At 70.9% G+C, this 12,710-nt stretch carries 11 protein-coding genes; 8 read left to right on the top strand and 3 right to left on the bottom strand.

Annotation, left to right across the window (positions count from 1 at the left end; genetic code table 11):
* Positions 1-17 precede the first annotated feature (17 nt).
* From ACYQ1L_RS19540 to ACYQ1L_RS19525, 4 genes are all read left to right on the top strand, one after another.
* On the top strand, positions 18-1,568 hold the full coding sequence (locus tag ACYQ1L_RS19540) for a DUF7059 domain-containing protein (protein ID WP_460005639.1): 1,551 nt from the start codon (positions 18-20) through the stop codon (positions 1,566-1,568).
* Positions 1,569-1,596: 28 nt separating this feature from the next.
* Positions 1,597-2,652: an LLM class flavin-dependent oxidoreductase gene (locus ACYQ1L_RS19535; RefSeq protein WP_460005638.1), complete on the top strand. Its 1,056-nt coding sequence runs from the start codon at positions 1,597-1,599 to the stop codon at positions 2,650-2,652.
* A 170-nt stretch (positions 2,653-2,822) separates the two neighbouring features.
* Positions 2,823-3,134, top strand: coding sequence for a hypothetical protein (locus ACYQ1L_RS19530; RefSeq protein ID WP_460005637.1), 312 nt, complete (start codon positions 2,823-2,825; stop codon positions 3,132-3,134).
* A gap of 68 nt (positions 3,135-3,202) precedes the next feature.
* Positions 3,203-4,630, top strand: coding sequence for a CCA tRNA nucleotidyltransferase (locus ACYQ1L_RS19525; protein ID WP_460005636.1), 1,428 nt, complete (start codon positions 3,203-3,205; stop codon positions 4,628-4,630).
* 17 nt (positions 4,631-4,647) lie between these two features.
* On the opposite strand, the gene ACYQ1L_RS19520 is transcribed toward ACYQ1L_RS19525, so the two are convergent.
* Complete coding sequence (locus ACYQ1L_RS19520; RefSeq protein WP_460005635.1) at positions 4,648-5,370, bottom strand: TetR/AcrR family transcriptional regulator; 723 nt, start codon at positions 5,368-5,370, stop codon at positions 4,648-4,650.
* A gap of 134 nt (positions 5,371-5,504) precedes the next feature.
* On the opposite strand from ACYQ1L_RS19520, the gene ACYQ1L_RS19515 reads away from it, so the two are divergent.
* From ACYQ1L_RS19515 to ACYQ1L_RS19500, 4 genes are all read left to right on the top strand, one after another.
* Positions 5,505-6,989 (top strand): MFS transporter, encoded by a 1,485-nt coding sequence (locus ACYQ1L_RS19515; RefSeq protein ID WP_460005634.1) that lies wholly within the window; start codon positions 5,505-5,507, stop codon positions 6,987-6,989.
* A gap of 103 nt (positions 6,990-7,092) precedes the next feature.
* Positions 7,093-8,418 (top strand): GAF domain-containing protein, encoded by a 1,326-nt coding sequence (locus tag ACYQ1L_RS19510; RefSeq protein WP_460005633.1) that lies wholly within the window; start codon positions 7,093-7,095, stop codon positions 8,416-8,418.
* A 234-nt stretch (positions 8,419-8,652) separates the two neighbouring features.
* Entirely contained in the window at positions 8,653-10,200 is a 1,548-nt protein-coding gene (gene exaC, locus ACYQ1L_RS19505) for an acetaldehyde dehydrogenase ExaC (protein ID WP_159575159.1), read from the top strand.
* 70 nt (positions 10,201-10,270) lie between these two features.
* A complete protein-coding gene (locus ACYQ1L_RS19500) occupies positions 10,271-10,651 on the top strand; it encodes a DUF779 domain-containing protein (protein WP_460005632.1) in 381 nt (126 codons plus the stop codon).
* A 16-nt stretch (positions 10,652-10,667) separates the two neighbouring features.
* On the opposite strand, the gene ACYQ1L_RS19495 is transcribed toward ACYQ1L_RS19500, so the two are convergent.
* Both ACYQ1L_RS19495 and ACYQ1L_RS19490 read right to left on the bottom strand, forming a co-directional pair.
* Positions 10,668-12,218, bottom strand: coding sequence for a purine-cytosine permease family protein (locus ACYQ1L_RS19495; RefSeq protein ID WP_460005631.1), 1,551 nt, complete (start codon positions 12,216-12,218; stop codon positions 10,668-10,670).
* A complete protein-coding gene (locus ACYQ1L_RS19490) occupies positions 12,215-12,664 on the bottom strand; it encodes a nuclear transport factor 2 family protein (protein ID WP_460005630.1) in 450 nt (149 codons plus the stop codon). The genes ACYQ1L_RS19495 and ACYQ1L_RS19490 overlap by 4 nt, the downstream gene beginning before the upstream one ends.
* Between the last annotated feature and the right edge of the window lie 46 nt (positions 12,665-12,710).

The following is a 12,710-nucleotide window of genomic DNA, read 5'->3' as shown; positions in this document are numbered from 1 at the left end:
GCGCGTAGGCTGACGCCGTGGCCCGACACCTGACGCCCCGCCCCGACCCGCTGCTGTGCGCGGCGCTCGCCGCCGACCTGGACGCCGCCGATCTGCGCTCGGAGCCGCTGCGCGCCGCCTGGGGTGCGGAGGCCGACGACGCGCTCGCCCGCGGCGTGCGATCCCCGCTGCTGCGGGCCATCGCCGGACGCACCGACGCCCTGGCGACGCTGGGGCGGCTGTTCGTCCTCGGGATGCCGCAGCCGGAGGCGGAGGTCGCGGCGGCCCTCGCCCGCACCGGCATCGACGGCATCGAGGCGCTGGGTCTGGCATACCGTGACGGCGGGCTCGTCGTCCCCGCGGCGCTCATCCGCCCGCAGTCCTTCGTGGATGCGGATGGCGTGGGGGAGTGGTGGATCGCGAGCGATCTCGACGAGCTGGCGCTGCATCACCTCGACGCGGACGGCGTGCTTCCGTCCGATCACGTCCTCGGCGTCGGCGGTGCCTCGCGCACGCTCGCGTCGCTGGTGATGCCGATCGAGGTCGAGCGCGCCCTGGATCTCGGCACGGGCTGCGGGATCCAGGCGCTGCTCGTGTCGCGGCATGCCGGATCCGTCATCGCGACGGACATCTCAGCCCGGGCTCTCGCCTACGCCGAGCTGAACGCGATGCTCGCCGGCGTGCAGAACATCGAGTTCCGCCGCGGCAGCCTGTTCGAGCCCGTGGCGGGCGAGAGCTTCGGTCTGATCGTCTCGAACCCGCCGTTCGTGATCACGCCGCGCGGCGCCGATGTGCCCGAGTACGAGTACCGCGACGGGGGTCTCGTCGGCGATGCGCTCGTCGAGGCGTTCGTGCGCACGGCGCCCGGGCACCTCGTCCCCGGCGGGGCGGCGCAGCTGCTCGGCAACTGGGAGTCGATCGGCGCGGCGCTGGGCATGCGCCGGATCGAGTCGTGGATCGACTCGGCGCTCGACGCGTGGGTCGTGCAGCGCGAGACGCTCTCGCCGCTCGCCTACGCGGAGCTCTGGATCCGCGACGGCGGCACGACGCCCCGCGACCCCGGCTTCGAGCCCCTGCTGGATGCCTGGCTCGACGACTTCGCCGCCCGCGGGGTGACCGAGATCGGGTTCGGGTACGTGCTGATCCGGCGTCCGGACATGGCGGAGCCGGAGGAGGCGACCCCGGCGCCGCTGCGCCGCTTCGAGACGCTCACCCAGCCCGTCACCAGCGCCGGCCGGGCGTTCCGCGACGGGCTCGCCGGTCACGACGCGCTCGCCGACGGCCTGCCGGACGTGCTGCTGGTCGCCCCCGATGTCACCGAGGCCCGTCACCACATGCCGGGTCAGGATGCGCCGAGCGTGATCGAGCTGCGCCAGGGCGGCGGCTTCGGCCGCACCGTGTCGGTGGATCCCGCGCTCGCCGGATTCGTCGGCGCTTGCGACGGCGAGCTCACGGTCACCCAGATCGCCGCGGCGCTCGCCGACCTGTTCGAGGTGCCGCTCGCCGACCTCTGGGCCGATCTCGAACCGAGGCTGCGGACGCTGGTGACCGACGGCTTCCTGATCCCGGCGGGAGGAAGAGCGGAATAGATCCCGTATCTATGCGTTCGAATGGATCATGAAGGCTTTCGGATTCCTCTCCTTCGGACATTACGGCGACGTGCCCGGGTCCACGACCCGCACGGCCGGCGACATGCTGCGCCAGACCATCGAGCTGGCCGAGGGGGCCGACGAGATCGGGGTCAACGGCGCCTACGTGCGCGTGCACCACTGGGCGCGCCAGGCGGCGTCCCCGATGCCGCTGCTGTCGGCGATGGCGGCGCGCACCCGACGCATCGAGGTGGGCACCGGCGTCATCGACATGCGCTACGAGAACCCGTTCCAGTTCGCCGAGGAGGCGGCTGCGCTCGACTGGATCGCGGACGGGCGCATCGCCCTCGGCGTCAGCCGCGGCTCACCCGAGACCGCGCTGCGCGGATATGAGACCTTCGGCTTCCACGACGACGAGGATCCGGAGCGCGGCGGCGTGATGGCCCGCGAGAAGTTCGACCTGTTCCTGCAGGTGATCGATGGGGCCCGAGTGGCTCCCGGTGACCCGCGGATGGTCGGTGCGGGGCACTACCTGGCGATCGAGCCGCAGTCGCCGACGCTGCGCGACCACATCTGGTGGGGAGCGGGTTCCCGCGCCACCGCGGAGGAGACCGGGCGCAAGGGCCTGAACCTGATGAGCTCGACTCTGCTCACCGAGGCCACCGGTCAGCCGTTCCATGAGCTGCAGCGGGAGCAGATCGACCTGTTCCGCGCCGCGTACAAGGAGGCGGGCCACACCGGCGCGCCCCGGGTGTCGGTGAGCCGCAGCGTGTTCCCGCTCGTCTCGGACCGGGATCGCGCGTACTTCGGGCTGCGCTCGGAGGAGAACCACGACCAGATCGGCGTGATCGACGGCTTCCGCTCCACGTTCGGCAAGACCTATGCGGCGGAGCCGGACGTGCTGATCTCGCAGTTGAGCCAGGACGAGGCCGTCATGGCCGCGGACACCCTGATGCTGACGATCCCGAACCAGCTCGGCCCGGAGTACAACCTGCACGTGCTGCAGGCCTTCGCCGAGCACGTCGCCCCGGCCCTGGGCTGGAAGCCGAACACCGAAGGACCCGTGCAGGGCGACCCGGTCTGAGCGGGCTCGGTCGCGATCCAGGATCCGGTGCAGCGCCGCAAGCGCCTCAGCTGTGCGCTGCGACGGATGCAGGATCCGGTGACGCCTGCACGACCGGATCCCGTGAATCCGTCCTGCAGGCGTCGCGCGGTCCTGCAGGCGTGGCAGGCAACCCGGATAGGGTCGGAGGCGTGGCGGAATCGATGGACTACTCGACCGAGGCGCAGGTGCGGCGCATCTCCGCCGACTTCGCGCGCCGGCGGGCTCGGGTGTTCCTCGCGTTCGCGTGCATCGAGGGGCCCGTGCTGCTCGGCGCGATCGTGTTCGTGTACGTGCTGAAGCTGGTGGATCCGCAGTTCGGCCCGTGGATCTTCCTCGGTGTGGCCCTGCTCAGCGGGCTCTGCCTGAGTGCTCTGGTCATCAGCCATGCGAAGGCCGAGCAGCAGGCCATACGCGACGTGGGCGGCACGCCGTTCCCGCCGTCGAGCGGCCCGACCTTCTGACTCCCAGGGGAACGTCCGCCGGTCCCCGGGCCCGACGCCGGCCCGGACGCCCCGGTACCCTGGAACCCATGCTCAACATGGCCGAGTCCCTTGCGCGCCTGGGTGCCCTCGCCGAGGATCCGGTGGTCCGGATCCTCGCCGACGCCTTCGCCGACGCGGGGTTCGACCTCGCGGTGGTCGGCGGTCCGGTGCGCGACGCGCTGCTCGGCCGCGCCACGCACGACCTCGACTTCACCACGAACGCCCGCCCCGACGACATCCTGCGCATCGTCAAGCCGATCGCCACGGCGCACTGGGACATCGGTCGCGAGTTCGGCACGATCGGCGCCCGGGTGCATGGCGAGCAGGTCGAGATCACGACCTACCGCGCCGACGCGTACGACGGCGTGACCCGCAAGCCCGTCGTGGAGTTCGGCGACGACATCGACGGCGACCTGGTGCGCCGCGACTTCAGCGTGAACGCGATGGCGTTCCTGGTTCCGCAGCAGAGGCTCGTGGATCCGACCGGAGGCGTGGAGGATCTGCTCGCCGGGCTCCTGCGCACCCCGACCGACCCGCACGTGAGCTTCGGCGACGACCCGCTGCGCATGCTCAGGGCGGCCCGCTTCAGCGCGCAGCTCGGCTTCGGGATCGAGGAGCGCACCCTGGCCGCGATCGCCGAGCTGCGGCAGACGCTGACGATCGTCAGCCCCGAGCGGATCCAGGCCGAGCTCATCCGCCTGCTCCAGTCCGACGACCCGGTGCGCGGCATCCGCGTGCTCGTCGACACCGGCCTCATCGACGAGTTCCTGCCCGAGGTGAGCGCACTCAAGCTCGAGATCGACGAGCACCACCACCACAAGGACGTCTACGAGCATTCGCTCACCGCGCTGGAGCAGGCCATCGCCCTCGAGCACGCCCGGCATCCCGGTGAGCCGGCCGACGCCGTGCTGCGCCTCGCGGTCCTGCTGCACGACATCGGCAAGCCGCGCACCCGCAAGCTCGAACCCGGGGGTGCGGTGAGCTTCCACCACCACGACGTGGTCGGATCCCGCCTCGCGCGCAAGCGCCTGCAGGCCCTGCGGTTCGACAAGGAGACGACCGACGCCGTCGCGAAGCTCATCGAGCTGCACCTGCGCTTCTTCGGCTACGCCGAGGGGGCCTGGACCGACTCCGCCGTGCGCCGCTACGTGCGCGATGCCGGCGACCAGCTCGAGCGCCTGCACATCCTCACCCGCGCCGACGTCACCACGCGCAACAGGCGCAAGGCCGCGCGGCTCGCCGCCGCGTACGACGACATCGAGCAGCGCATCACCGCCCTGCGCGAGCAGGAGGAGATCGACGCGATCCGTCCCGAGCTCGACGGCAACGACGTGCAGCGGATCCTGGAGATCCCGCCCGGGCGCGAGGTGGGCGAGGCCTACCGGTTCCTGCTGGACCTGCGCCTCGACGAGGGCGTCATCGGGCGAGAGGCCGCCGAGCAGCGCCTGCGCGCCTGGTGGGCCGCGCGGGACTGACACCGTCGCCGGCGGGTCTAGCGTCCCGCCTGCAGGCGGAGACCGGCAAGCAGCAGGTCGAGCCCGCCGAGGAACTGGTCGCGGTCGTCGTGACCGTCGAACTCGTCGAGGATGTGGTGGACGAAGGGGTACTCGGTCGGATCGAGCGCGCGCCACTGCGCGGCGGCCGAGGCCAGGTACTGCTCGCGGCTCACTTCGCCCGACACGACGGCGGCAGGCGGCTCCTGGCCGAGGTCGGCGGCGGTGCCGATCACGTAGCCCACCACCGCAGACGTGGCATGGAACGTCTGGCGCGGCGTGAGGCCCAGCCGCATCACGTGCTCGCCGATCCGCTCGTAGAGCTGCAGGGAGTGGATCTGGCTCGTCGTGTCGCGGAGGGCATAGGCGCCGAGCCAGGGGCGGTCGACGATCGCGTCGAACATGGTGAGCGCGATGGTGCGGATGTCCTCGATCGGATCGGCGCCGCCGACGTCTGCTGTCGCCTCGAGCACGCCGGCGAGCACCGAGTCGGCGGCGAGGTCCAGCAGCTCGTCGCGTCCGGACACGTACCAGTACACGCTCGCGACGCCGCCGCCCAGCCGGGTGGCCAGTGCCCGGATGGTGAGCCCCTGCGCGCCGGACTCGTCCAGGATCTCGACCGCGCCGGCCAGCACCGACTCCAGGGAGTGGGAGGCGCGCGAGCGCGTGCGCGGACCGCGCGGCCGCGAGGGCCCGTCGCTCTGCTGCGGTGTGGATGCCATGGCTCCATCCCACCATGACGGGCCGCTCGGCGCGGGAGGCGCTTGCGCATCATCGAACATCGTTCTATCGTATCGAACGGCGTTCGGTTGTCGAACGTTGTTCGATCCACCTTCCCGATCCGGAGGAATCGCCCATGACTCGTGCATCCGTCCTCGCTCCCGCACGCACCTACTCCTCCCTGCGGGCGGCCTGGATCCCGCTCGCCGCGCTCTGTCTCGCGTTCTTCGTCGAGATGGTCGACAACACGCTCCTGTCGATCGCGCTGCCGACCATCGGACGGGAACTCGGTGGGGACACGACCTCGCTGCAGTGGATCACCGGCGCGTACTCGCTCACCTTCGGCGGTCTGCTGCTGACGGCCGGTTCGATCGCCGACCGATTCGGGCGACGCCGGGTGCTGCAGATCGGCCTGGGTCTGTTCGGGCTCATCAGTCTCGCCGTGCTGCTCATCAACACCACCGGAGAGCTCATCGCGCTGCGCGCTCTGCTCGGCGTCGCTGCAGCCGCGATGGCCCCGATCACCAACTCGCTGGTCTTCCGGCTGTTCGACGACGAGAAGCTGCGGATGCGCGCCATCACGCTCATGATGGTCGTCGGGATGTCCGGCTTCGTCGTCGGCCCGCTCCTGGGCGGCACGATGCTCGCGCACCTGCCCTGGCAGTGGCTGCTGCTCGTGAACGCGCCCATCGCGCTGATCGCCGCCGCGGGCGTCCGCTTCGGCGTGCCCGCCGACTCGGCCGACGGCCTCACCAAGGACCGGCTCGACCTGCCGGGCGCCGCACTCAGCATTCTCACGATCGGCCTCGCGTGCTACCTCCTCACGAGCGGCGTCGAGAACGGCTGGACGTCTCCGATCACTCTGGCGGTCGGGATCGGCGCCGTCATCGCGCTCGTGCTCTTCGTCCTCCGCGAACGGCGGGCGGCCGCGCCGATGCTCGATCTGTCCCTGTTCCGCAGCGGGACCGTGCGGGGCGCGGTCATCGCCCAGATCGGCACCTCGGTCGCGATGGCGGGCGTGATGTTCGCGCTGATCCTGCACTTCCAGTACGCGTGGGACTGGTCGCCGCTGCAGGCGGGCCTGGCCAATCTGCCGCTCATCGCCACGATGATCCTCGCCACGCCCCTCACCGAGTGGCTCGTGCGCAGGTGCGGGCACCGCATCGCGTGCCTCATCGGAGCAGGACTGCTTGCGGCGGGCCTCGGGCTGATGGCCTGGGCGGTCCAGCACGACTACCTGGCGATCGCCATCGCGATGGTGGTGATGACCGCAGGCCTGCGCACCGTCATGACGATCTGCGCCGTGGCGCTGGTCGGTGCGATGCCCGAGAACCGCACCTCGATGGGTGCGGCCATGAACGACACCGCACAGGAGCTGGGCGCCAGCGTCGGCACGGCCGTCGTCGGCACGCTCATCGCCGCGCTCGTGACGGTGTCGCTCCCCGCGGGAGCATGGGCTCCCGCACTCGTCGCGTCGTTCTTCCACGGAGAGCAGGTCGTGTTCGCGGTGCTCGCCGTGGGGGTGGGGGTCATCTCCGGCCTCGGCGCGCTCACCCTGACCGACGCCCGCACGGTCGACGAGCACGCCCTCGAGGACCACGAGCACGAGCCCGCGGTCTGACGGGGAACGCGGCCCTTCGCGGCGCTCCGCCGGCGGCATCGGCGACAGCCGGATCTCGTCGCCGTACACTGGATCCACTCCGTCGCCGACGATCGGAGACCTCGTGTCCTCGCCCTGGCAGCCCTCCCGGGAGCCCTCCCCGGCCGCGTCGCGCCTGCTGATCGAGCGCGCGCACGAGGAGCTCGTGGCAGGCAACATCGACGACCGCCGGCTGCAGAGCGTGCGCTCCCTGGTGCGGGAGTCGTGGGAGCGCTCCTGGCGGCAGCGCGTCGGCGCCGAGGGCCTGCCCCCGCTCGACTTCACCCAGGAGGCGCTCGACGCCTATCGGCGGACGCACCCGCTCGCCGGCGCGATGGACACGATCCGGGCGCTGCTGCTGCCGGGATCCGCGGACGACTCGGGTGTCATCGTCGCCGTCGGCGACCACGCCGGGCGACTGCTGTGGGTCGAGGGGGACCTGAACCAGCGGATCCTGTCGGGCGAGATGGGCTTCGTCGAAGGAGCGAACTGGTCGGAGCGGTCGGTCGGCACCTCCGCGCCCGGAACGGCCCTCGAGCTCGGCGCCCCGGTGCAGATCCACGGGGCCGAGCACTACAACCGGCTCGTGCAGCCGTGGTCGTGCACGGCGGCGCCTGTGTTCGACCCCGAGGACCGGCGCATCCTCGGGGTGATCGACGTGACCGGCGGATCCGAGGCGGCGAGCCCGCACGCTCGCATGCTGGTGGACGCCACCGCGCGGGCCGTGGAGGCGGAACTGCTCGTGGCGCGGCTGCGCGCCAGAGCGGAGCCCGCGCTTCCCGCGTCGGTCCCGCGCCGACGGCATACGCCGGCCCGGGCCGCGCTGCGGGTGCTCGGCCGTGACCGGGCGCGGCTCGAGGTGACCGGCGACGGCGGCGAGCGGTCCGTGGAGCTCAGCGCACGGCACGCGGAGATCCTGCTGCTGCTCGCCGTGCACCGCCAGGGGCTGTCCGCCGAGCGGCTCGCGGAGCTCGTGTACGGCGAAGGATCGTCGGCCGACACGCTGCGGCCCGAGATGGTGCGCCTGCGCAAGGTGCTGGAGCGGATCTGGCCCGCGCTCGTGCCGGAGTCGCGCCCCTACCGGCTGACGGTGCCGCTGGAGACCGACGCGCAGGACGTGCTGTCGCTGCTCGACCGCGGTGCCCACAGGGTGGCGCTGAGCGCCTACCGCGGCCCCGTGCTGCCGGACTCGACGGCGCCGGGCGTGGAGGAGTACCGCGAGTCGGTCCGCTCCACTCTGCGCGAGACCATGCGCACCGAGGCCAGCATCGACGTGCTGCTGAGCTACGCGGAGATCCCCGAGGGCGCCGACGACACCGAGATCCTGCGGCTCTGCCTGGAGCTGCTGCCGGCGCGCTCGCCGAAGCGGGCGGGGCTGGTGAGCCGGATCGAGCGGCTCGAGCAGGACTGACGCCCTTCGTCTCGCTTCGCTCGCTCAGGGACCGAGCGCGTCGGTCGCTGAGCCTGTCGAAGCGGCCGGGGTCGCGGGGTCCCTTCGACAAGCTCAGGCACCGGGGGCGAACGATCCCAGAGAAGCGCGCAACCGGATGCAACGTGACGCACCGGGGTGCAACGGGCGCGCGCCTACCTTCGAGGCACATCAACCCGCGCGGCATCGCAGCCGCGGTACGTCGAAGGAGACGCGATGACCATCATCGAGGAGAGCGTGTCGACCGCCTATGCGGCGCCGGGGCAGCCGGGCGCGCTCGCGAACTACCGCCCGCGCTACGGGCACTACATCGGCGGCGAGTTCGTCGAACCCGTCAAGGGGCAGTACTTCGAGAACGTCAGCCCCGTCAACGGCAAGCCGTTCACCGAGGTCGGCCGCGGCACCAGCGAGGACATCGACCGCGCCGTCGACGTCGCCTGGAAGGCCTTCGCCAGCTGGGGCAAGACCAGCCCGACCGAGCGCGCGAACATCCTGAACAAGATCGCCGACCGCATCGAGGAGAACCTCGAGATCATCGCGATCGCGGAGACCTGGGAGAACGGCAAGCCGATCCGCGAGACGCTCGCGGCCGACATCCCCCTCGCCGTCGACCACTTCCGCTACTTCGCCGGTGTCCTGCGCGCGCAGGAGGGCGGCATCAGCCAGCTCGACGACAACACCGTCGCCTATCACTTCCACGAGCCGCTGGGCGTGGTCGGTCAGATCATCCCGTGGAACTTCCCCCTGCTCATGGCCACGTGGAAGCTCGCTCCCGCGCTCGCCGCGGGCAACTGCGTCGTCATCAAGCCGGCGGAGCAGACCCCCGCGTCGATCCTGTTCCTGTTCGAGATCATCGGCGACCTGCTGCCGGCCGGCGTCGTGAACATCGTGAACGGCTTCGGCATCGAGGCGGGCGCGCCGCTCGCCCAGCACAAGCGGATCCGCAAAGTCGCCTTCACGGGTGAGACCACCACGGGGCGCCTCATCATGCAGTACGCGTCGCAGAACCTCATCCCGGTGACCCTCGAGCTCGGCGGCAAGAGCCCCAACGTCTTCTTCGAGGACGTCGCCTCGGCGAAGGACTCGTTCTACGACAAGGCGCTCGAGGGCTTCACGATGTTCGCGCTCAACCAGGGCGAGGTCTGCACCTGCCCCTCGCGCGCACTCATCCAGCGCTCGATCTACGACGGCTTCCTCGCCGACGGCCTGGAGCGCGTGAAGAAGGTCGTGCAGGGCAACCCGCTCGATCTGAACACCATGATCGGCGCGCAGGCCTCGAACGACCAGCTCGAGAAGATCCTCAGCTACATCGACATCGGCAAGCAGGGCGGGGCGCGCCTCCTCACCGGCGGTGAGCGGGTCGACCTGGGCGGCGACCTCAGCGAGGGCTACTACATCGCGCCGACGGTGTTCGAGGGCACCAACGACATGCGGATCTTCCAGGAGGAGATCTTCGGGCCGGTGCTGTCGGTGACGAGCTTCTCCGACTTCGACGACGCCATCTCGATCGCGAACGACACGCTCTACGGGCTCGGCGCCGGCGTGTGGAGCCGCATCGGCGACACCGCGTACCGCGCGGGCCGGGCGATCGAGGCCGGCCGGGTCTGGACGAACACCTACCACCAGTACCCGGCGCACGCGGCGTTCGGCGGCTACAAGCAGTCGGGCGTCGGACGTGAGAACCACCGGATGATGCTCGACCACTACCAGCAGACGAAGAACCTCCTCGTCTCCTACGCCGAGGGGCCGATGGGCTTCTTCTGATCCGGATCCCCAGGAACGGGCGGGCGCTCTGCGAAAGGGCGCCCGCCCGGCATCACGAGAGGAGCAGGCGATGCCCGAGTTCCACCGGGTCGACGTCACCGCAGAGGCGGCGGCGCTGCTGCGCGAGTTGACTGCGCAGCACGGACCCCTGATGTTCCACCAGTCCGGCGGCTGCTGCGACGGATCCGCACCCATGTGCTATCCGGTGGGGATGTTCCTCACCGGGCCGGGGGACGTGCTCCTCGGCGCCCTGGACATCGGGCTGGACGACGCCGTGCCGGTGTACATGTCCGAGTCGCAGTTCGAGTACTGGAAGTACACGCACCTCACGATCGACGTCGTCGACGGACGCGGATCCGGGTTCAGCGTCGAATCGCCCACCGGGAAGAGGTTCCTGACCCGCTCCCGGATGCTCGATCAGGCCGAGCTCGAGCACTTCGCCCTGACCTGACCGAGCATCCGCAGGTTCAGGCCGCCGCGTCGACGATGGGGTGGTCGGCGGGCGGGGCGACCCGGACGAACCGCGGGCCTTCGGGGCCGTACGCGTCGGCGGGCTCCGGGAACAGCAGCAGCGGGGCCGGGTACAGGATCAGCGCGCAGCCGAGCCCGAGCGGGATCGAGAGGTCGACGCCCCCGGCGAGGTTCCCCAGCGGGCCGACGAACTGCCCGGGCAGGTTCACGAAGCAGAGCCCCACCGCTGCGGAGAACAGCCACGCGCCCAGCCCGCGGAAGTTCCAGCCGTGCGCGAACCAGTAGCGGCCGCCGCGCTGCCGCCGGTTGAACACCTGCAGCGAGTCGGAGTCGTACCAGCCGCGCCGCACGATCCACCCGATCGTCATCACGATCATCCACGGTGCGGTGCACACCACGATCAGCGCCGTGAAGGTCGAGATCGACTGCACCACGTTGAAGGCGAAGCGCCCGACGAAGATGCCGATGATCGCCAGGATCCCGATGAACAGGGTCGCCTGCACGCGACTGAACCGGGGGAACACGCTCGCGAAGTCGAGACCGGTGCCGTAGAGCGAGGTCGTGCCGGTCGACATCCCGCCGATGAGGGCGATCAGGCACACCGGGATGAAGTACCAGTCCGGTGAGATCGCGAGCAGGCCGCCCGCGTAGTTGCCCTCGGCGATGAACTGCGGGTGCGCGCCGGCGATGATCGCCGCGGTGACGATGCCTAACAGGAACGGGATGATCGTGGCGATCTGCGCCGCGAACGTCGCGATCATGAGACGGCGCTTGGGCGTCTTGCGCGGGATGTAGCGCGACCAGTCGCCGAGGAACGCACCGAACGACACCGGGTTCGACATCACCACGAGGACGGATCCGACGAACGCCGCCGCGAAGCCCGGGTCTCCGGGGTTCACCGCGCCGGGGGCGCCGGGGTCGAACATGCCCGCGAAGGCGATCGCGCCCAGCACGAACAGCACGGTCGCCGCGATCACCGCGATCTTGTTCACGAGCAGCATGAAGCGGAAGCCGTAGATGCACACGATCAGCACCAGCACGGCGAACAGGCCGTAGGCGAGGCTGAGCGTGATGTCGTTCGAGGGCACCCCGATGGCGCGGTGAGCGGCGCCGACGAGCACGTCGCCCGACGACCACACCGAGATCGAGAAGAACGCGAACGCCGTCAGCAGCGACAGGAAGGATCCGACGACCCGGCCGTGCACGCCCAGGTGCGCCGAGCTGGACACCGCGTTGTTGGTGCCGTTGCGGGCGCCGAACAGCGACAGCGGGGAGAGGATGAGCGCTCCCAGGACGAGCCCGATCAGCGTCGCGAGCAGTGCGTTCCAGAACGACAGGCCGAACACGATCGGGAAGCTGCCGAGCACCACGGTCGCGAACGTGTTCGCGCCGCCGAAGATCAGCCGGAACAGGTCGATCGGCCGCGCCGTGCGCTCGGCGGCGGGGATCTCCTCGACGCCGTGCGGCTCCACCTCGGTGACGCCGGGCGCCGTGCCGATGGCGACGGTCTCGGTGCGCGGGAGGACGCCCTCCGCCTCGACGGTCATGCCGTCACCTCGGTCGCGGCACCCGCATCGGACGCGGGGTCTCCGGCGTCGGCGCCACTCGCGGGGGAGAGGTGCTCGTGCACGGCGATCAGTCCCGCGTCGGTGCGGGCGAACACGATCGACTCGCGCTCGTGCACGCTCTCGCGGATCCCGTCGATCTCGGTCACGGTGCGCACCGAGTGGGCGAAGACGGCGGTGTCGCCGACGACCGTGACGACGCGGTCGGAGCTCTCGCAGGAGACGACGCGCCATCCGGCATCGACCCACCCCGCCCAGATCCGCTCGTACGCGGCGCGGTCGGGGAGGATCTCCGGCTCGGTGTGGAAGAGGAACGTGGCGTCCTCGTGGAAGCACGCGAAGTACGCGGCGGTGTCGGTGGCGGCGAAGGCGGCGATCAGGCGATCGGCGGCCTCCAGCACCGGGGCGGGGTCGAGCAGGGCATTCATCGGTGAACGCTCCCTTCGGGTCGGGTGTTCGGCGGGTGTTCGGGAC

The organism is Microbacterium xylanilyticum, from assembly GCF_054654695.1.
This window is presented reverse-complemented; position numbering and strand designations above follow the sequence as displayed.

Bases quoted from the DNA above. Each gene is read 5' to 3' on its own strand.
- ACYQ1L_RS19535 (WP_460005638.1), top strand. From the start codon at position 1,597: ATGAAGGCTTTCGGATTCCTCTCCTTCGGACATTACGGCGACGTGCCC.
- ACYQ1L_RS19525 (WP_460005636.1), top strand. From the start codon at position 3,203: ATGCTCAACATGGCCGAGTCCCTTGCGCGCCTGGGTGCCCTCGCCGAG.
- ACYQ1L_RS19520 (WP_460005635.1), bottom strand. From the start codon at position 5,370: ATGGCATCCACACCGCAGCAGAGCGACGGGCCCTCGCGGCCGCGCGGT.
- ACYQ1L_RS19515 (WP_460005634.1), top strand. From the start codon at position 5,505: ATGACTCGTGCATCCGTCCTCGCTCCCGCACGCACCTACTCCTCCCTG.
- exaC (WP_159575159.1), top strand. From the start codon at position 8,653: ATGACCATCATCGAGGAGAGCGTGTCGACCGCCTATGCGGCGCCGGGG.
- ACYQ1L_RS19500 (WP_460005632.1), top strand. From the start codon at position 10,271: ATGCCCGAGTTCCACCGGGTCGACGTCACCGCAGAGGCGGCGGCGCTG.
- ACYQ1L_RS19495 (WP_460005631.1), bottom strand. From the start codon at position 12,218: ATGACCGTCGAGGCGGAGGGCGTCCTCCCGCGCACCGAGACCGTCGCC.
- ACYQ1L_RS19490 (WP_460005630.1), bottom strand. From the start codon at position 12,664: ATGAATGCCCTGCTCGACCCCGCCCCGGTGCTGGAGGCCGCCGATCGC.